Origin of the sequence: Streptomyces sp. NPDC060027, assembly GCF_042737005.1 — a bacterium.
In the GTDB taxonomy this organism is placed as follows: domain Bacteria; phylum Actinomycetota; class Actinomycetes; order Streptomycetales; family Streptomycetaceae; genus Streptomyces.
In genome coordinates, this window is sequence record NZ_JBHWVI010000025.1 from 45,426 (window position 1) to 63,906 (window position 18,481).

General features: G+C 71.7%; 16 protein-coding genes and 1 riboswitch. Of the genes, 9 read left to right on the forward strand and 7 right to left on the reverse strand.

The window, feature by feature from the left end; genetic code table 11:
• The first annotated feature begins 21 nt into the window (after positions 1-21).
• Positions 22-2,454, forward strand: a complete 2,433-nt coding sequence (locus tag ACFWBT_RS09350; RefSeq protein WP_385697640.1) for a SpoIIE family protein phosphatase — start codon at positions 22-24, stop codon at positions 2,452-2,454.
• Positions 2,455-2,478: 24 nt separating this feature from the next.
• The gene (locus ACFWBT_RS09355) at positions 2,479-2,988 is read left to right on the forward strand and encodes a metallophosphoesterase family protein (protein WP_385697642.1); all 510 of its coding nucleotides are present in this window, start codon (positions 2,479-2,481) and stop codon (positions 2,986-2,988) included.
• Between the two features lie 8 nt (positions 2,989-2,996).
• Here the strand turns inward: ACFWBT_RS09355 and ACFWBT_RS09360 are convergent, their stop codons facing one another.
• Complete coding sequence (locus ACFWBT_RS09360) at positions 2,997-4,391, reverse strand: XdhC family protein (protein ID WP_385697643.1); 1,395 nt, start codon at positions 4,389-4,391, stop codon at positions 2,997-2,999.
• A 232-nt stretch (positions 4,392-4,623) separates the two neighbouring features.
• On the opposite strand from ACFWBT_RS09360, the gene ACFWBT_RS09365 reads away from it, so the two are divergent.
• Together ACFWBT_RS09365 and ACFWBT_RS09370 are read left to right on the forward strand one after the other, a co-directional pair.
• On the forward strand, positions 4,624-6,609 hold the full coding sequence (locus ACFWBT_RS09365; protein ID WP_385697644.1) for a GTP-binding protein: 1,986 nt from the start codon (positions 4,624-4,626) through the stop codon (positions 6,607-6,609).
• A gap of 156 nt (positions 6,610-6,765) precedes the next feature.
• Complete coding sequence (locus tag ACFWBT_RS09370; protein ID WP_385697645.1) at positions 6,766-8,631, forward strand: endoglycosylceramidase; 1,866 nt, start codon at positions 6,766-6,768, stop codon at positions 8,629-8,631.
• A 193-nt stretch (positions 8,632-8,824) separates the two neighbouring features.
• Here the strand turns inward: ACFWBT_RS09370 and ACFWBT_RS09375 are convergent, their stop codons facing one another.
• Entirely contained in the window at positions 8,825-10,057 is a 1,233-nt protein-coding gene (locus ACFWBT_RS09375) for a glycosyltransferase (protein ID WP_385697667.1), read from the reverse strand.
• 233 nt (positions 10,058-10,290) lie between these two features.
• On the opposite strand from ACFWBT_RS09375, the gene ACFWBT_RS09380 reads away from it, so the two are divergent.
• Entirely contained in the window at positions 10,291-11,283 is a 993-nt protein-coding gene (locus tag ACFWBT_RS09380; RefSeq protein ID WP_385697647.1) for a polyprenyl synthetase family protein, read from the forward strand.
• A gap of 3 nt (positions 11,284-11,286) precedes the next feature.
• Here ACFWBT_RS09380 and ACFWBT_RS09385 read toward each other — a convergent pair whose 3' ends face one another.
• Positions 11,287-11,631: a hypothetical protein gene (locus ACFWBT_RS09385; protein ID WP_385697669.1), complete on the reverse strand. Its 345-nt coding sequence runs from the start codon at positions 11,629-11,631 to the stop codon at positions 11,287-11,289.
• A 5-nt stretch (positions 11,632-11,636) separates the two neighbouring features.
• On the reverse strand, positions 11,637-13,325 hold the full coding sequence (gene ctaD / locus ACFWBT_RS09390) for a cytochrome c oxidase subunit I (protein WP_385697649.1): 1,689 nt from the start codon (positions 13,323-13,325) through the stop codon (positions 11,637-11,639).
• Positions 13,326-13,430: 105 nt separating this feature from the next.
• On the opposite strand from ctaD, the gene ACFWBT_RS09395 reads away from it, so the two are divergent.
• A complete protein-coding gene (locus tag ACFWBT_RS09395) occupies positions 13,431-13,994 on the forward strand; it encodes an RNA polymerase sigma factor (protein WP_385697651.1) in 564 nt (187 codons plus the stop codon).
• Complete coding sequence (locus tag ACFWBT_RS09400; RefSeq protein WP_385697653.1) at positions 13,987-15,021, forward strand: CU044_5270 family protein; 1,035 nt, start codon at positions 13,987-13,989, stop codon at positions 15,019-15,021. The genes ACFWBT_RS09395 and ACFWBT_RS09400 overlap by 8 nt, the downstream gene beginning before the upstream one ends.
• Positions 15,022-15,142: 121 nt before the next feature.
• On the opposite strand, the gene ACFWBT_RS09405 is transcribed toward ACFWBT_RS09400, so the two are convergent.
• Both ACFWBT_RS09405 and ACFWBT_RS09410 read right to left on the reverse strand, forming a co-directional pair.
• Positions 15,143-15,991: a bifunctional 5,10-methylenetetrahydrofolate dehydrogenase/5,10-methenyltetrahydrofolate cyclohydrolase gene (locus tag ACFWBT_RS09405; protein ID WP_385697655.1), complete on the reverse strand. Its 849-nt coding sequence runs from the start codon at positions 15,989-15,991 to the stop codon at positions 15,143-15,145.
• Between the two features lie 21 nt (positions 15,992-16,012).
• Positions 16,013-16,099, reverse strand: a riboswitch (ZMP/ZTP riboswitch).
• 18 nt (positions 16,100-16,117) lie between these two features.
• Positions 16,118-16,990 (reverse strand): hypothetical protein, encoded by an 873-nt coding sequence (locus ACFWBT_RS09410; protein ID WP_385697657.1) that lies wholly within the window; start codon positions 16,988-16,990, stop codon positions 16,118-16,120.
• Positions 16,991-17,049: 59 nt separating this feature from the next.
• Here ACFWBT_RS09410 and ACFWBT_RS09415 point away from each other — a divergent pair, with 59 nt between their 5' ends.
• Positions 17,050-17,622, forward strand: coding sequence for a MarR family winged helix-turn-helix transcriptional regulator (locus ACFWBT_RS09415; protein ID WP_385697659.1), 573 nt, complete (start codon positions 17,050-17,052; stop codon positions 17,620-17,622).
• Between the two features lie 24 nt (positions 17,623-17,646).
• On the opposite strand, the gene ACFWBT_RS09420 is transcribed toward ACFWBT_RS09415, so the two are convergent.
• Positions 17,647-18,012 (reverse strand): nuclear transport factor 2 family protein, encoded by a 366-nt coding sequence (locus ACFWBT_RS09420; protein WP_385697661.1) that lies wholly within the window; start codon positions 18,010-18,012, stop codon positions 17,647-17,649.
• A gap of 174 nt (positions 18,013-18,186) precedes the next feature.
• Here ACFWBT_RS09420 and ACFWBT_RS09425 point away from each other — a divergent pair.
• Positions 18,187-18,481 (forward strand): hypothetical protein (locus tag ACFWBT_RS09425; RefSeq protein ID WP_385697663.1); only part of this gene is annotated, 295 nt, incomplete at its 3' end.

Genomic DNA, 18,481 nt, shown 5'->3' on the forward strand with positions numbered 1-18,481 from the left:
GGAAGCGCTGTAATTGCGGACGTGGTCAGTGAGGGTGCTGCGGAACGCGAAACGAGAACGTCGCGCGCCGAACTCGCCCTGAAGACGCTCACCGCGGACCTCGACCCGCGCGAACGGTTGCACCGTCTGCTCGAACAGGCACTCGTCTTCACCGGTGCGACCGTCGCCGCCGTGTACTCACCGAACGTGAGCGCCGACGAGCTGCATCTGGCCGAGTCCGCGGGGGTGCCCAGGACGCTGTACGGGCTCCGCGACAGCTACCCCCTGTCCGGCGGCTCCCCGGCCGCCGCGGCCCTGCGCTCCGAGGAGCCGAGCTGGCTCGGACCGGAGGAGGCCGCCCGCTGCGCCGACGCCCGGCGGCTGTCCTCCCAGGACTTCTCCCTGGCCGTCCTGCCCCTGCGGGACACCGGCTGCCTGGTCGCCGTCAGCGAGAGCCCGCGAGGCTTCGGCCCCGAGGACCGGGTCTGCCTGGGGATGCTCGCCGACGCCGTCGTCTGCCCGCCGCCCCCGCTGCCGGACGACGCGGCCGACCTGCCCGCCAACTCCTTCAGCCTCTCCATGGACACCGGGCACGTCGAGGTCGACGGCGAGGTGCTCGACCTGTTCGGGCTGAGCTCCACCGCGTTCGACGGCAAGGTCGAGACCCTGCTGTCCATGACCGTGCCCGAGGACCTCCCCTCGCTGATGTCCGCGGTGGAACCGGACCACATGTCGATCGGTGAACGCGAGCTGGAGTTCCGCATCCTCCAGCCCTCCGGGGGACACAAGTGGCTCCGGCTGCGCGCCCGCCTGCTGCCCTCCGGAGAGGGCCGCCCCGCACGGCTCGTGGGCACCGTCTCCGACGCCTCCAAGCTGCGCTCCGGCCTGAACGACGTGGGCCGCGTCCAGCGGCTCGCGGCCGCCCTCGCGACCGCCGGCACCGTCCGTGATGTAGGCCAGGCCGTCGTCACCGCACTACGCAAACCCCTCCAGGCCGACCGGGTCGCCGTCGCCGAACTGGAGGGCGACCGCCTCGTCGTCACGCTGCTGGACCCGCCCGAGCCGGAGTACTGGCCGGAGCTGTGGCGCAGCGAATGGCGCTCGGAGTGGCCCGACGCCCCCGTCCGGGCCATGCCCACGCTCGCGGCGGCCCTCACCGAGGGGCGCCCCGCCATCTGGCCCGCGGGCGCGGACCTGGAGGCCGCGCTCGCCGACGTCGGCCCCGGCGGCCTCGCCGTCCTGCCGCTGCCGGCGGGCGGACGCATGGCCGGCGCCTGCCTGATCGGCTGGGACGCCCCGCACGACTTCGGCCCCGACGAGCGCGCCCTGCTCACCGCCTCCGCCGGCCTCGCCGGGCAGGCCCTGGTGCGCGCCCACGCCTTCGACGCCGAGCACGAACTGATCGGCATGCTCCAGCGGACCCTGCTGCCGCGCCGGCTGCCCCGGCTGCCCGGCGCGGTCGCCGTCGCCCGCTATCTGCCGACCACGTCGGGCCTGGACGTCGGCGGCGACTGGTACGACGTGATCCCGCTGCCCGACAACCACGTCGCCCTCGTCATCGGCGACGTCCAGGGGCACAACGCCTCGGCCGCGACCCTCATGGGACAGATGCGCACCGCCCTGCGCGCCTACGCGGTGGAGGGGCATCCTCCGGACGTGGTGGTCTCGCACGCCAACCGGCTCCTGCTCGATCTGGAGACCGACCTCTTCGCCACCTGCTGCTATGTCGACGTCGACATGGAGGAGGGGTCCGCCTGGTATGTGCGCGCCGGACACATCCCGCCGGTGCTGCGTCACCCGAACGGCCGTACCGAGGTCCCCGAATCGGAGGTCGGGCCACCCCTCGGCGTCATCCGGCAGACCGACTTCCCCATGAGCCCGCTGCGGTTCCAGCCCGGTACCATCGTGGCGCTGACCACGGACGGTCTCGTCGAGTCCGTCGAGGTCGACATCGAGGACGGCCTGAACCGGCTCGCCGCGGGCCTGGCCGACGCCGACCCGAACCACCTCGGTCTGGTCGCCGACGGGCTGCTCACGGGCGCCAACCGCAGCGACGACGTGGCGCTCCTGCTGATGCGCTACGACGGCATGGCGGTGCTCCCGCTCCGCGAGAGCTGGACCGTCTGGCGGGTCCCCGAGGCCGTCCGGCACGCCCGCCGCTACACCCGGCGCGCCCTGCGCACCTGGGGCGTGGACGCCTACGTGGACCCCGCCCTGCTGATCGTCTCCGAACTCGTCACCAACGCCCTGGTGCACACCGACGGCCAGGTCAGGCTCGACCTCACCCTCATCAACCACCGCCTGCGCATCGCGGTCGCCGACAACTCGCCCCGTACGCCGATCAAGCCCACCAGCATCGGGTGGGAGGCCACCGGGGGCCGCGGCATCCTCCTCGTCGAGGCGATGTCGGCGACGTGGGGCACGGTGCCGGTGAGCGGGGGCAAGCAGGTCTGGGCCGAGATCGCGCTGGACTGACGGACGAAGTGACACCCTGGGGCGGTGCGCCTCCTGCTGCTGTCCGACACCCATCTCCCGAAGCGGGCCAGGGTGCTTCCCGACCCGCTGCTCGCCGAGCTCCCGCTCGCCGACGTCGTGATCCACGCGGGGGACTGGGTGGACACCGCCACCCTGGACCTGCTGGAAGCCCGTTCCCGCAAGGTCATCGGGGTGTACGGCAACAACGACGGCCCCGGCCTCAGGGCCCGCCTCCCCGAGGTCGCCCGCGCCGAGCTGCGCGGTCTGCGCCTCGGCGTCGTCCACGAGACCGGCGCCGCGCGGGGCCGCGAGCAGCGCTGCGCGGAACGCTTCCCCGACCTCGACGTCCTGGTCTTCGGCCACAGCCACATCCCCTGGGACACCACCGCGCCGACCGGCCTGCGGCTGCTCAACCCCGGCTCGCCGACCGACCGCCGACGCCAGCCGCACTGCACGTACATGACCGCGACGGTGACCGACGACGGCCGGCTCACCGAGGTGACCCTGCACCGGCTGCCCCCGCGCGCCGGCTGATCCGACGGCTAGCGCGGATGGATCGCCCCGCCCGTCGCCGTCAGGGGCATCCCGCTGCCGCCCCAGCGCAGTGCGACGATCTCCGCGGCGACGGACACGGCCACCTCCTCCGGCGTACGGGCCCCCAGGTCGAGGCCGACGGGGGAGCGCAGCCGGGACAGCTCGCGTTCCGGCACCCCGGACGCGAGCAGCCGTTCGACGCGGTCGTCGTGGGTACGGCGGCTGCCCATCGCCCCGATGTACGCGGCCGGGCGGCGCAGCGCCTCCTCCAGCAGCGGCACATCGAACTTGGGGTCGTGGGTCAGGACGCAGATCACCGTGCGCGCGTCGGTCGTCGTGCGGCTCAGGTAGCGGTGCGGCCAGTCCACGACGACCTCCACGCCCGCCGGGAACCGCCTCGGCGTGGCGAACACCGGACGGGCGTCGCACACCGTGACCCGGTAGCCGAGGAAGTCGCCGATGCGGGCCACGGCGGCCGCGTAGTCGATCGCGCCGAAGACCAGCATGCGCGGCGGCGGCGCGAAGGAGTGCAGGAAGACGGTGACGGCGTCCTCGCGCCGTTCACCGTGCGGGCCGTAGTGCCGTTGCCCGGTGGCGCCCTGGGCCAGCTCGCCGCGCGCGTCGGCGCTGACGGCGACATCCAGCCCCACCACCCCAAGCGAACCGACCACTCCACCAACATCCCCGAACCCCGCCACGCCGAACTCCGTCACGCCGGACTCCGTCACGCCGGACTCCGTCACGCCGGACTCCGTCACGCCGGCCGTCCTGGCCGCCACCCCGTCGGCCTTCCGGGCCGCCACTGAGTCGGCGGCCTCAGCCGTCACCCCGCCGGTCGCCCCGGACTCCGTCGCATCGGCCACTCCGGCCGCCACCCCGTCGGCCTTCCCGGCAGTCGCTGAGTCGGTCGACTCGGTCGTCGACCCGCCGGAAGCCGCGGCAGCACCCCCGCCGGGCGGCCCCGGCTCCTCGTCCGGCCACACGGCGAGGGTGGCGCCGCGCGGCGCGGGGCCGTCGAGCACCGTCGCCATCGTCACCGGGCGGCCCGCGGCCACCGACTCGGCCACCGCGCCGAAGGCCGGATCGTCGGAGGGCGACACCCTCCGGACCAGCAGCGTGATCTCGCCGCCGCAGGTGAGGCCCACGGCGAAGGCGTCCTCGTCGCTGTACCCGAACGTCTCCAGGCGCGCCTCGCCCGAGGCGATCACCTCCTGGGCCAGTTCGAACACCGCGCCCTCGACGCAGCCGCCGGACACACTGCCCACGACCTCGTCGTCGGGACCCACCGCCATGGCCGCCCCCGGGTCGCGGGGAGCGCTGCGGTCGACCGCCACCACCGTGGCCAGCCCGAAGGGGGATCCGGCCGTGTACCACTCGTACAGCGCCGGGAGGATCTCACGCATCGTCCGCTCCTCTCGCCGCGGTGTGCGTCTGTCTCAAGGATCCCAAGGATCCGGTCATCCTCCGGGATCCGCTCCGCGGCGGGCTCTGGACGAGCGTTAATGCGTTGCCGTCGGCGGCGGCCGCCTGCTGCACTACGGAGGACGCGCTCATCGGACCGAGGAGCAGCAATGCGCACACCGTTCATGTCCACCCAGGAAGGAATCACTCACACTCCGAAGGACATGACGCCCGGTGCATATGCTCAACCTGGGAATTCTGGCGCACGTAGACGCCGGTAAGACAAGCCTGACCGAACGGCTGCTGTACACGGCCGGGGTCATCGACGAGATCGGCAGCGTCGACGACGGCAGCACCCGGACCGATTCCCTCGCGCTGGAGCGACAGCGCGGCATCACGATCAAATCCGCCGTCGTCTCGTTCGCGATCGACGACCTCACCGTCAATCTGATCGACACCCCCGGCCACCCGGACTTCATCGCCGAGGTGGAACGGGTGCTCGGTGTGCTCGACGGCGTCGTCCTCGTCGTCTCGGCCGTGGAGGGCGTCCAGTCGCAGACGCGTGTACTGATGCGGACGCTCCAGCGGTTGCGCATCCCCACGCTGATCTTCGTGAACAAGATCGACCGCCGCGGGGCGCGCTGTGACCACGTCCTGGAGAAGATCTCCGAGCGGCTCACCCCGGCGATCGTCCCGATGGGCGAGGTCGCCGAAGCAGGCGTGCGCGAGGCCCGCTTCACCGCCCACCCGGCCGCCCGGCTGCGGCCGCACCTCCTCGATCCGCTCACCGAGCACGACGAGGATCTGCTGGCCGCGTACGTCGAGGACCGGGTGTCGTACGAGCGACTGCGTGCCGCTCTGGTCACGCAGACCGGCGAGGCGCTGGTGCACCCCGTGTTCTTCGGATCGGCCATGACGGGCGCGGGCATCGGCGAACTGATGTCCGGGATCCGGGAGTTGCTGCCCGTCGCGAAGGCGGACACCGACGGCCCGGTGTCGGGCACCGTCTTCAAGGTCGAGCGGGGAGCGGCCGGGGAGAAGATCGCGTACGCGCGGATGTTCTCGGGAACCCTGCGGACCCGCGACCGGCTGGCCCTGGGCGGCGGGGACGAGGGGAAGGTCACCGCGATCAGCGTCTTCGACCAGGGCTCGGACGTCCGTGGAGCGTGCGTGACCGCCGGGCGCATCGGCAAGTTGTGGGGACTCGGCGCGGTCCGGATCGGCGACACCATCGGCGTACCGCGGACAACGCCGACGGACGGGCGCCACTTCGCCCCGCCGACCCTCGAAACCGTCGTCTCTCCCAGCAGCCCCACCGGGAAGGGCGCGTTGCACCTCGCGCTCACCCAACTCGCCGAACAGGACCCGCTGATCGATCTCCGGCAGGACGATGTGCGGGGGGAGATCTCCGTGTCGCTCTACGGCGAGGTGCAGAAGGAAGTCATCCAGGCGACCCTGGCCGACGAGTTCGGCATCGACGTCGTGTTCCGCGAGACGACTCCGCTCTGCGTCGAACGGCCCGTCGGCTCCGGCGCGTCGGTCGAGTTCAACAAAAGGGACGCCAACCCGTTTCTCGCGACCGTGGGACTGCGCATCGATCCGGCGCCGATCGGTTCCGGTGTCGTGTTCCGCCGGGAAGTCGAACTCGGATCGATGCCGTACGCGTTCTTCAAGGCGGTCGAGGACACCGTCATGGAGACGCTGGGGCAAGGAATGCACGGCTGGCAGGTCACCGACTGCACGGTCACGATGACGCATTCGGGCTATTCGCCACGCCAGAGCCACGCCCACCAGGGCTTCGACAAGAGCATGTCCAGCACGGGTGCCGACTTCCGGGGCCTCACCCCGCTGGTGCTCATGGACGCGCTGCGGGAGGCCGGCAGCCAGGTGTACGAGCCGATGCACCAGTTCCGTCTGGAGGCGCCCGCGGACACGCTGGCCGCCGTACTGCCCGTGCTGGCCGGACGGCGCGCCGTACCGCGGACCACCCGGCTGCACGGGTCCTCCTGTGTGCTGGAGGGAGTCCTGCCGGTGGTGCGGACGCATGAACTGGAGCAGCAGCTCCCGGGGTTGACGCGAGGCGAGGGTGAACTGGAGTGCGCCTTCGACCACTACGCGCCCGCGGCGCACGGCACGATCCCGGACCGTCCCCGGACCGATCTGAACCCGCTGGACCGCAAGGAGTACCTGCTGAACCTGACGCGCCGGGTCGGCGGGTGAGCCGGCCACCGTCCTCCGGCGCCGTGCGGCGAGGCGGGCGGCGGGGCGAGTGACGTGGCGTGCGGCGAGGTGCGCGGGCTGGGCGGGTGAAACGAGAAACTTACTCATGAGTCAGGGGTGTTGACGCCTCCCGGTACCGGCGGGACTGTTGTGAACATGTCGAAGTTACGTGCGCGTCTGCTCGGCGTCCTCGTACTCCTCACCGGCTTCCTCACGGCGGCGGGCCCCCGGCCCGCCGCCGCGGACGGACTCCCCGACTCCCTCTGGTTCGATGAACCCGCCGCCACCCTCACGGTCGCGAACGGCCGCTTCACCGACGGCCTCGGCCGCGAGGTCGTGCTGCGCGGCTACAACGTCTCCGGCGAGACCAAGCTGGAGGAGAACGGCGGGCTGCCCTTCGCCTCGGTCGCCGACGCACGGAAGTCCGCGACGGCGCTGCGCGCCCTGGGCGGCGGCAACTCCGTGCGCTTCCTGCTCTCCTGGGCGCACGCCGAACCCGCCCGGGGCCAGGTCGACAGCGCCTATCTCGGCGCCGCCACCGACCAGATGCGCGCCTTCCTCGACGCGGGCCTCCGTGTCTTCCCCGACTTCCACCAGGACCTCTACTCCCGCCACCTCTTCAACACGGGCAGCTGGTACTCCGGCGACGGCGCCCCCAAGTGGGCCGTGAACGAGGGCGGTTACCCCCAGGAGTCCTGCGGCATCTGCCTCTTCTGGGGCCAGAACATCACCCAGAACGGTGCCGTCAAAGCGGCGCAGTACGACTTCTGGCACAACGCCCACGGGCTCCAGGACGCCTTCCTCGCCACGGCCCAGGCCACCATGACGTACGTCCGACAGCACCTCACCGCGGCCGAGTTCGCGGGCGTGGCCGGCTTCGACCCGTACAACGAGCCCTACGCGGGCACCTACGACTCGGGACAGACCAGCCGTACCTGGGAACGCGACCTGCTCTGGCCGTTCTACGGAAAGTTCCGTGCCCGCATGGACGCGGCCGGCTGGCAGGACAAGCCCGCCTTCGTGGAACCCAACCTCTTCTGGAACGCGAACATCAGCTCGCAGAAGCAGGAGGGCGGGCTGCTCGACGCCGGCACACTCGGCCCCCGCTATGTGTTCAACACCCACTTCTACGACCAGAAGGCCATCTCCGGCATTCTCATGTGGGGCAAGGCGGGGGACGGTCAGTACAGCACGGACTTCGGCACGGTCCGGGACCGGGCCTCGGCGGCCGGGACGGCGGCGGTCGTCAGCGAGTTCGGCCACCCGCTCTCGGGAACGGTCTCGGACAAGGCCCCGACCGTCGACAAGGCGATGTACCAGGCCCTCGACTCCCGTCTCCCGGGCTCCCGTTGGTGGGCGGGGGCGGCCGCGTCGGGGCCGGTTCTGTCGGGTACCCAATGGCAGTGGGACATCTACAGCGGCCGTCACCACGAGCTGATGAACGACAACCCCGGCAAGGTCCTGACCACGGGTGACGCCTGGAACGACGAGGACCTCTCCGCCGTGCGCCTCGACGACTCGGGCACGGCCGTGCTGCGCCAGGACGCCCGGCTCCTGGACCGCGTCTACCCCAGCGCCACCGCGGGCTCCACCCTCGCCTTCACCTACGAGGACCGTTCCCGCGACGGCACCACCACGCTGACCTGGAACCCGGTTCCCCCGACCCTGCCGCAGGTCTCCCAACTCGTGGGATCAGGGCAGTACGCGCTGTCGGTCTGGCGCTCGAACGGCGACGGCGCTCCCACCGAACTCCACCTGCCGGCCTCTTTCCCGGCCTCGGCCACGACGGTGGTGTCCGACCTCGGAACGACGGTGTCCCCGCCCGCCTACACCTCGGCCACCCCGATCGCCGCGGCTCCCGAGCCGGGTGGCACCGGGAGCCGCCGCCTCCTGCTCACGGCTCCCGGCCCGGGGACCGTGCACTACGCGCTGGTCACGAACGGGGCGAGCGCCCCGTCCTCCGCCCTGCTGAACGGGGCCCGGACCGAACTGGCCGCCTGGGCCGCGGCCCGGTTCGGCTGATCGCCGTCGATCCACCGTCGATCCACTGGCGGTCCGGTCCCGTCCGGTCCGGACGGGTCGGGCCGGGTCCGGTCCCGGTTCGCCTCCACATGGCCGAGGTGATGGGGGGGGGGAGGGTCCGGGGGCCGCTCGGTGTCCTGTGGCCCCGGACGGTCCGCGGAGGCGTCCGCGCGCCTGTGAGGGCGCGTCCTCGTCAGCCTCCGAGCCGTCCGATCGCCTCCGCGACCGGCGCCACCCCGTCCTCGGCGCGGAGGCGCTCCGCCAGGTCCATCGCGCGCCGACGGTACGAGGGTTCGGTGGTCGCCCGGACCAGAGCGGGCGCCAGTCGTTCGGCGCGCAGCCCCCGGAGCGAAAGGGAGCCGGGTGAGACGCCGAGCGAGACGAGCCGGGCGGCCCAGAACCCCTCGTCGAACTGGATCGGTACGGGTACGGCGGGAACCCCGGCGCGTAGCCCCGCCGCTGTCGTACCGGCCCCCGCGTGATGCACCACAGCGGCCATCCGGGGAAACAGGACGGAGTGCGGCACCTCGCCGACCGTGAACATGTCGTCGCCGTCCGCCCGCAGTTCACCCCATCCCCGCTGGATCACCCCGCGCAGTCCGGCGGACCGCAGGGCCCGTACCACCTCGGCGCTCAGCCGCCCGGGATCGGGGACGGTGGCGCTGCCCAGGCCCACGAAGACGGGAGCCGGGCCGGCGTCCAGGAAATCCCGCAGCGCGGAGGGGAGCCGGGCGCCCTCGCCGTCGTAGGGCCACCAGTACCCGGACACATCGAGCCCGCGCCGCCAGTCCCGCGGCCTGCGCACCACCAGAGGGCTGAACCCGTGCTGCACCGGCCAGGCCCGCCGCTCGCGGGCTCGGTGCGCCGCGACCGGTCCGAGGGCCGGCAGGCCGAGCCGGTTCCTCAGAGTCCGCACGGTCTCGGCGAAGACCCGCTCGGCGGCCAGGTTCACCCCGTGGCCGGCCACCCGGTTCACGGTGGGCCCCCATGAGCGGACACCGGTCACCGGAGGGGCGAACTCCCTTGTGGGATGGAGTGGTTGGAGATGAACTCCCATGCTGGGCAGGTCCAGGCCCTCCGCGACGGCGTACCCGAGCGGCCCCAGGGAACCGGACACCAGGAGTACGTCGCTGGAGCGGGCCGCCGCGATCATGCCGTCGCTCAGCCGCCCGACGAGCGCCCGGGTCAGCGCGACGAGCCGGATGATCTTGCCCGCTCCGGTGGCGCTGCGGTGCAGGCGCTGCCCCCGCGCGGATTCCAGCTCGGCCCGTGGATCGACGGGCAGCGCGTGGAACCCCACACCCGAGCCGGACACCAGATCCGCGAAGCAACCGTGCGTCACCAGGGTGACCTCGTGCCCGGCCCGCACCAGGCCGTGCCCGAGGCCGGTGAACGGTGCCACATCGCCCCGTGAACCCGCGCTCATGATCGCTACTCGCACGACGGTCAGTATGGCGGCGATCCCGGCCGACGTCCCGCGGCTTCACAGGAGGCGAGGCCTGCGAAAGCCCTCGCCGTCTGCCGAGCCTGGGACCGGGGCTCGCAAAAGAACGGGCCATGGCGCAAAATCGCTCTAGCTCGCCACGTTGGCGAATGATCGAATCGGTGCTCGATTAATTTCGGTGGTGGGGGGTGGGCTCCGTGCGGGCGAAGTCGTACATGGATCTGCATCGTGAGATGTCCGCGGAGATAGAGGCGGAGCGGCACTCCGCACTCGAACTGCTGGGACCCTCCGCCGAGTCGGTCCGGGCGTCGGTCGCCGAACTCCTGCTGCACCGGACGTTCGCCTACCCGCTGTCCGTGCTGCCGGTGATCGTCCACGCCGTGGAGACGGGCACGACCGGGCCGGCCGTCCCCCTGGCGGTCGTGCACGACCTGTGGTGGACCTCCGCGTGCTATCTGGACGACCTCGCCGACGGTCAGGCCGTCCTCGCCGCCGGCGGTCTCGGCGAGAGCGAGGCCCTGCTCGCCACGGTCATCGGCGGAATTCCGCTCCCCCTGCTCGTCGTCCAGTCGCCACGGATCCCCGAAGCGGCGCGCGGCCCGCTGTCGGCCGAGATCGTGAAGTGCTGGATCAACGCCACCGAGGGGCAGTTGAGGGATCTTCGCGCGGATCTGGGCGCGGCCACGCGCGACGCCGTGGTCGCGGCGTACCTCGGGAAGTCCGGAGCGCCGTACAGCATGGTCACCGCCATGGCCGCGCAACTGGCCGGCCGCCCGCACGACAGAGTGGAGCTCTGGCGGGAGTTCGGCAACGTCTTCGGCATCCTGTGGCAGCTGTTCAACGATCAGCAGGACATCCTGACCGGCCGCTACGAAGACCTCGTGAACGGCACGGTGACCTACCTGCTGGCGTGCGCCCTGGAGGACGCCGACCCCGAGTTCACGGCCCGCCTCCTGGAACTGCACGCCGCCGCACGCACGTCGTCCGATGCCCGCGCCGCACTCACCGGCATCCTTCTCGCACCGGACGTGCTCCGCCGGTACGAGGAGGACATCAACGGCTTTCGTGACGGGGCCCACCGGCTCCTGGACATGCTCGGCGGAGACGCGGCCCATCTGTCCCTCCTGCACGACCTCGTGGACCGGGCCTCGCCGATGCTCCTCCAGGCGGCGGAGCCTCTCGTCCGAGCGGTTCCCGCCCCGCACTGAGCGCTACCTCCCCGACACGGCCGTCACCACGAACGCCGCCAGGGCCAACGCGGTCCCGAGAAGGCATCCCGCGCACAGCCGTCTGCGCAGTGAGCGGTACCTCTGCTCGTACTCGGCCCGCAGCTCCCGGCTTCGGCGGGCGGTGCGCTCCCATGAAACCCGCGCGAGGGCAAGGTGGTTGTCCTCGTAGCGGGCCTCCACCTCCTCCCGCTGCGTGTCCGTCAGCCAGGCCAGCGAACGCGTGAGGCGGACGGCCTCGGCGCGGCCCTCGGCACGGGTGGCCGCGATGAGGAGATGGCCTTCGAGCTCGCTGATCAGGGCACCGGTCCCCGGCGGCCGTTCGTCCATGGCGGTCACCCGAGCTCCACCGGCGCCGACCGCGACCGGGCTCCCGCGGTGCCGACGACCTCGGGGTGGTGCAGATCGAAGGCCGGGGACTCCGACCGGATGCGCGGCAGGACAAGGAAGTTGTGCCGCGGCGGCGGGCACGAGGTCGCCCACTCCAGCGAGCGGCCGTAACCCCACGGGTCGTCGACCTCGACCTTCTCCCCGTACCTCGCGGTCTTCCAGACGTTGTAGAGGAACGGAAGGAACGAGATGCCGAGCACGAAGGACGAGATCGTCGACACGGTGTTGAGTGCCGTGAGGCCCTCCACCGCCAGATAGTCGGGAATCCGGCGCTGCATCCCGCCCGCGCCCAGCCAGTGCTGGACGAGGAAGGTGCCGTGGAAGCCCGCGAACAGCGTCCAGAAGGTGATCTTGCCGAGACGCTCGTCGAGCATCCTGCCGGTGAACTTGGGCCACCAGAAGTGGAAGCCGGAGAACATCGCGAAGACGACCGTACCGAAGATCACGTAGTGGAAGTGCGCCACCACGAAGTAGCTGTCCGAGACCGGGAAGTCCATCGGCGGAGAGGCGAGCATCACGCCGGTCAGACCGCCGAACACGAAGGTGACGAGGAAGCCGACGGCCCACAGCATCGGTGTCTCGAAGGACAGCGAGCCCTGCCACATCGTCCCGATCCAGTTGAAGAACTTCACGCCGGTCGGCACGGCGATGAGGAACGTCATGAAGGAGAAGAACGGGAGCAGCACGCCACCGGTGACGTACATGTGGTGCGCCCACACGGTCACGGACAGACCGGCGATCGCGATGGTCGCGCCGATCAGGCCCATGTACCCGAACATCGGCTTGCGCGAGAACACCGGGATGACCTCGGAGATGATTCCGAAGAACGGCAGCGCGATGATGTACACCTCCGGATGGCCGAAGAACCAGAAGAGGTGTTGCCAGAGCAGGGCCCCGCCGTTGGCTGGGTCGAACACATGCGCACCGAATTTTCGGTCCGCCTCCAGCGCGAACAGCGCCGCCGCGAGGACGGGGAAGGCCAGCAGCACCAGCACACCGGTGAGCAGGACGTTCCAGACGAAGATCGGCATCCGGAACATCGTCATGCCCGGAGCGCGCATGCAGATGATCGTGGTGATGAAGTTGACCGAGCCGAGAATCGTGCCGAAGCCGGAGAAGGCCAGCCCCATGATCCACATGTCGGCCCCGGCACCCGGGGAATGCACCGCGTCGGACAGGGGCGCGTAGGCGAACCAGCCGAAATCGGCGGCGCCTTGAGGGGTGAGGAACCCACCGACCGCGATCAGCGAGCCGAGCAGATAGAGCCAGTAGGCCAGCATGTTCAGCCGGGGGAACGCCACATCGGGCGCGCCGATCTGCAGCGGCATGATCCAGTTGGCGAATCCGGCGAACAGCGGCGTCGCGAACATCAGCAGCATCACGGTGCCGTGCATCGTGAACGCCTGGTTGAACTGCTCGTTCGACATCATCTGCAGTCCGGGGCGCGCCAGTTCGGCACGCATCAGCAGCGCCATCACCCCGGCGAGACAGAAGAACCCGAACGCCGTGACCAGATACAGCGTGCCGATCGTCTTGTGGTCCGTGGTGGTCAGCCATTTCACCGCGGCGAGGCCGGGACGCCGTGCGCGCACCGGAGGGGGCGCCGGAAGCGCCGTGACAGTGTTGCTCTCCATGCCCCGCCTGTGTCCGGCGCCGGCGCCGACGTCACACTGAGGGGAAGCGACGAGGGTCACATCGACGGGTGTGACGACAAGGGACCTGCCGGACACCTACCGAACATGAGCGACGACGAGACCTTCGCCGCTGCCTATCGCGAGCACTACTGGGCGGTCAGCCGCTACGTCGCGCGGCGACTGGACGGCCGGAACAGCGATGTGGAGGAGGTGGTGGCCGAGGTCTTCACCGTCGCCTGGCGGCGCCGGTCCGACCTCCCGCCGTCCCCCCTTCCCTGGCTCTACGGCGTGGCCCGGCACTGTCTGGCCAACGCCGTACGCGGCTACGGGCGCCGCCGCAGGCTCCTCGACCGGCTCGGCAACCACGAGAGCGCGCACGGCAGGCAGGTCGTGCCCGGCCCCGACGCCGAGTCGCCCGGCGACTGGGTGCACGAGGCACTGGCCCGGCTCTCCCCGGCCGACCAGGAAGTACTGCGGCTGACGGCCTGGGAGGAACTCGGTGTCGACGAGGTCGCCGTCGCCCTGGGCTGCGGCAGCCGGGCCGCCGCGATGCGCCTGCACCGCGCCCGGCGTCGCCTCGGTGCCGAGATCGACCGCCTCCGCGTCACCGTGCCCGCGGGCACGGCCACGACCCGCCCCGACACCCCGAAGGAGCACGGCCATGGCTGACGAACTCGAACTCCTGCGCCGAGCCAACCCGGTGCCCTCCGACGACCTCCGCTTCCACGACCGTCCGCTCGACCGGCGGGCCGAGCACCGGCTCCGCGTCCTGACCCGCGCCCGGAGCACCCGCCCCGACCGGCCGAGGCACGCACCCCGCCTCGGCCGCCTGCTCGACGGCGTGCGCCCGCGCCGTCCGCGCCACTGGGCCCTCAGCCTCGGGGCGGCCGCCGCCGTCGGCCTGGCCGTGCTGACCCTCACCCTCTCGGGCCCGGCCACGGTCCCCGCCGTCGCCGCGCCCCGCCCGCTGGTCGTCCGGCCCGGCTCCACCCCGCTGCCCCTGGACCGGCTGGCCGACCTGGCCGCCGCGTCCGACGACGTGCTCCGGCTCCGCCAGGGCACTCATGTCCAGACCTGGAGCCTGAGCATGACCTCGGGGCCCGGAGCCCGCCCGCCCGTCACACTCCCCGAGGAACGCGTCGTCCGCTGGGCGGCCGACGGCAGTCACACGGAACTGGTCGTGGCGACCGATCCGAGACACCCCGGCAGGCCGGTCGTCACCGACGCCGATCCCGTCCCGCGCACGGTCGAGGACGGCCACGTCCTCAGCCGGCGGACCTACCCGCCGAGCTGGAGCGACGCCCCGCCGCGTGCCCAGCCGCCGCAGGACGCCGCACGGCTGCGCGCCTACCTGGACGAGATCGACCGCAACGATGCCATGGACACCGACGAACTCCTGTTTGCCATGGGTGAGTTGCTCGACAACTGGACGCTGGGCAGCCGGGAGACCGCGGCACTGGCGCGCGTCCTCGCCGGTACACCCGGGCTGCGCCCCGCGGGCGCGGTCACCGACCGGCTCGGCCGCCCCGGGCAGGCGTACGTGTACGACGACGCGGCCCGGTCCGTCCGCCGGATGCTGATCCTGGACCCGGCGACCGGAGCCGTCCTCGGCCTGGAGGACACCGTCACCCGTGCCGACCCCGAGTTCGGCGTCGAGGCCGGGGCGGTGATGTCGTACCGCGCCTGGCTCCGCTGACGACCGCCACGGCGCCCACGGCTATGGCGCCCACCGCCACGGCGCCCACTGCCCGGGGCAACTCTCCCCGGCCGAGACCGCCCCGTCCCCCGCAGCGACCGGGGTGGCTCTCCGCGGGGGCTCAGACGCCGAGCGCGTGTTCGGCGCCCGTGACGGTCTGCTCCAGCAGCACCGCGATCGTCATCGGGCCGACGCCACCCGGCACGGGCGTGATCAGCCCGGCCCGGGTGACGGCGGAGTCGAAGTCGACGTCGCCGACGTTGCCGGCGTTGTAGCCCGCGTCGATCACGACGGCCCCCGGCCTGATGTCCTCGCCCCGGATCAGCCGGGGCGACCCGACGGCCGCCACCACGATGTCCGCCTCGCGTAGGACGCACGACAGGCCCGCCGTACGCGAGTGGCAGTACGTCACCGTGGCGTCGCGGCCGAGCAGCAGCATGCCGACCGGCTTGCCGAGGATCGCGCTGCGGCCGACGACGACGGCCCGCTTGCCGGCGAGGCCGACGTCGTACGCGTCGAGGAGCCGCATGATGCCGCCCGGTGTGCAGGACACGAAGCCCGGCAGACCGAAACTCATCGCCGCGTACGAGCTCAACGTGACTCCGTCGACGTCCTTGCGCGGCGCGATGGCCTCGAAGGCCGCGCGCTCGTCGACATGCGGTCCCACGGGATGCTGGAGCAGGATGCCGTGAACGGCCGGATCGGCCGACAACGCCGTGAGTTCGGCGACGAGTTCGGTCGTCGTCGTGTCGGCGGGCAGCGCGACATGGCGGGACTCGATGCCCGCAGCGCGGCTGCGGTTCCGCTTCATCCGGACGTAGGTGACGGAGGCGGGGTCCTCGCCGACGAGCACCGTCGCCAGACAAGGGGCAACGCCCGTACGGTCTTTGAGATCGGCCGCGCGCCGCGCGGTCTCCTCGAGGATCTGGCGGGCGAGACCGGCGCCGTCCATGAGCTGGGCCTGGGGCATGAGTTCCTCCTGAGCGCTGCCTGCGGTCGCCCAGGCGCGCGGCGGAGACGTCTGCGTCAGGCCGCTCCCCGGTGGTACTCCACCTCAGCGCCAGTCACGGCCCGCCGCCCAGGTTAGCCCTGACGATCACCTCCCCGCCGCGCCCGGCGAAGGGGGTGCCGTGGGGTCGGCGCCGGCCAGGAACGCGTTGGCCCCTGTCTCGGTGGTGACGGCTCCGATGGCTCCCGCCCAGCGCGCCACCTCCCGGGCCGGCGCGGCGGCTCCGGCCTCGTCGCCCGTGTCGCGGGCCAGCACCGCGAGGAGCAGCTGCTGCGAGAGCGTGCCGGGGACGGTGCCGGCGCGGGCGCCCAACTCGGTCGCGCGGCGCCAGCGTTCCAGGGCTCGCGGGTGGTCACCGCCGTCGTGGTCGTGATCGCCGAGGTGGCGCAGTGCCTCCCGCGACAACAGGTCGTCCCCGGATTCGCCGGCCCGTAGCGCGGCCTCGTAGTGGGCCGGCGCGAGATCGCGTTCCGCCAGAAGGTTGCCGGCGATGAGGCCCAGATACATTTCCGCCCAGCCCCGGCGCACCGCGTCCGGCGCCCGGTCGCGCAGGTTCTCCGCGGATGTACGGAGAGCGGTGGGAGCGGCCGGGTCCTTGCCGTCGGGTCCGGGGCGGAACCGGCCGTCGACCCGGACCAGACCGAGGTAGCCGTGGCGCAGCCGGAGGGAGTCCAGCTCCCAACCGTCCTCCGGACGGGCTTCCTTGTCTTCCCCACAGGCCCGCTCCGCCGCGTCGAGCCGCGCTCCGGCCAGGCTCGTCCCGCCGAACCAGTCCCTCTCCAGGGCGACTTCGGCGGCGGCCACCGCGAGCCGGGCGCGCTCACGGGCGTCGGAGGCGTCGGCCGCGTCCAGCAGGTCCGCCGCGCGCGTCCAACGGCCGGAGATCCTCAATTCACGTACCGCTGCGAGGAGTTGGTCCAGTGGTACAACCGTCGTGATGGTACTTGCGGTGTTCGTCATGGCGGGGAAAGTAGTAATCCGAAAAACTATCCACAAGGAAACCACTTTCGGAGGACGCCATGACGGAGCGCGCCGATGCGTCGACCCCGGACTCCGTCGACCGGCATGTCGCCCTCTGGTCCGGGGAGCTCGACCGGATGGATCCGGTCAAGGAGGCGATCTTCGCGCGGCTCGCGGTCCTGGCCCGGCACGCGGACCGGGCCCGCCGGGACACGCTCCTGTCCGGCGGCCTCCAGCGTGGGCAGTTCAAGATCCTGCTGATGCTGCGCCGACTCGGGCCGCCCTACGAAGCGAGCCCGTCGCAGCTCGCCGACATGCTCGGCCTCACCCGCGGCGCGCTGTCGGCACGGCTCGGCCCGATCGAGGACGTGGGGCTGATCACCCGGAGCGCCGGGACTGCCGACCGCCGCCGGGTACGGGTGCGGCTCACCGCGGCCGGATATGAGGCCTTCGAACGACACGCGGCCTCGGAGGATGAGGGTGAGAACGCGCTGCTCGCAGTACTGAGTCCAGCAGAGAGGCAGACACTCGCAGGCCTGCTGCGGAAACTGGTCGTAGCCGCCGAGACCGGCTCGGACGGGATCTCCCCATCGCCGTACCGGCCGAGAAGGTCCAGGTCAGACGCGACTTGATCTGGACCTTCGGCCAGTTCCTCCCTACTCGTCCCATGCCTGGACCAGTGTCTGCTCGATGATCTTGCCGTCACGCAACGACATCATCGACGTGCTCAGCACCCGTACCCCGTCGGGGTACTCGCAGGACTCGGTGAAGGCGACGTGATCGCCCTGTACGACGCACTGGTCCATCTTGTGCGTCATGTCCCGGCTGTAGACGTCGTTGAGCATCTCGGCGATCTCGGCGCGACCGTGTTTGACCATCGGGTGACTGGGCTGGGCGTTGCGGTCCACGACGCGCAGTTGCGCGTCGTCCGCGTAGAGCGACAGCAGATCTGCCGCGCTGTGTCCCTCAATGCCCCGACGCAGTGCCTCGGTGTCGAACGTGGGGAATGCCGCTGTGCCCATGGGTGACCTCCTCGGAAAGGCCGCGGACCGGCGTGGATCCGACCGCGAAGGGCCTCTCTACCCGAGCGTCCTCCGCCCAGGGGGCCACGGCAAACGCAACGGCCCGATGAGCCTGTCGGGTGAGCGCGGGGACCGGGCCGTGTCCGCCCGGGGGCCGGGGCCGTTGCTGAAGGCATGATCTCAACACGACGTATCGTCGCCGCCGTTGGTCTCGCGGTCGGCGTCACGGGACTTGCAGCGCCGATGGCGGCCGCCGCGGGCTCCGCGGTCCAGGACACCGGGAAGCTGAACCCCATCTCCACGCTCGACTCGCTCGCCATGAGCGAGATCCCGGCCGTGCACCAGGCCGAACTTCCGCGGCCCTCCGCCCAGCTCGCCGGCCTGAACCGGCTGAACGACCTGAACCAGCTGCACCAGGTCACCGACCTGGCCGCGCCGGCCACCGGGCTGCTCGGGGGCATCCAGGGCT

What these genes read in the sequence shown, in the direction of transcription:
- ACFWBT_RS09360 (WP_385697643.1), bottom strand. Translation starts at nt 4,391, where the DNA reads ATGCGTGAGATCCTCCCGGCGCTGTACGAGTGGTACACGGCCGGATCC.
- ACFWBT_RS09370 (WP_385697645.1), top strand. Translation starts at nt 6,766, where the DNA reads ATGTCGAAGTTACGTGCGCGTCTGCTCGGCGTCCTCGTACTCCTCACC.
- ACFWBT_RS09375 (WP_385697667.1), bottom strand. Translation starts at nt 10,057, where the DNA reads ATGAGCGCGGGTTCACGGGGCGATGTGGCACCGTTCACCGGCCTCGGG.
- ACFWBT_RS09380 (WP_385697647.1), top strand. Translation starts at nt 10,291, where the DNA reads ATGGATCTGCATCGTGAGATGTCCGCGGAGATAGAGGCGGAGCGGCAC.
- ACFWBT_RS09385 (WP_385697669.1), bottom strand. Translation starts at nt 11,631, where the DNA reads ATGGACGAACGGCCGCCGGGGACCGGTGCCCTGATCAGCGAGCTCGAA.
- ctaD (WP_385697649.1), bottom strand. Translation starts at nt 13,325, where the DNA reads ATGGAGAGCAACACTGTCACGGCGCTTCCGGCGCCCCCTCCGGTGCGC.
- ACFWBT_RS09395 (WP_385697651.1), top strand. Translation starts at nt 13,431, where the DNA reads ATGAGCGACGACGAGACCTTCGCCGCTGCCTATCGCGAGCACTACTGG.
- ACFWBT_RS09400 (WP_385697653.1), top strand. Translation starts at nt 13,987, where the DNA reads ATGGCTGACGAACTCGAACTCCTGCGCCGAGCCAACCCGGTGCCCTCC.
- ACFWBT_RS09405 (WP_385697655.1), bottom strand. Translation starts at nt 15,991, where the DNA reads ATGCCCCAGGCCCAGCTCATGGACGGCGCCGGTCTCGCCCGCCAGATC.
- ACFWBT_RS09410 (WP_385697657.1), bottom strand. Translation starts at nt 16,990, where the DNA reads ATGACGAACACCGCAAGTACCATCACGACGGTTGTACCACTGGACCAA.
- ACFWBT_RS09415 (WP_385697659.1), top strand. Translation starts at nt 17,050, where the DNA reads ATGACGGAGCGCGCCGATGCGTCGACCCCGGACTCCGTCGACCGGCAT.
- ACFWBT_RS09420 (WP_385697661.1), bottom strand. Translation starts at nt 18,012, where the DNA reads ATGGGCACAGCGGCATTCCCCACGTTCGACACCGAGGCACTGCGTCGG.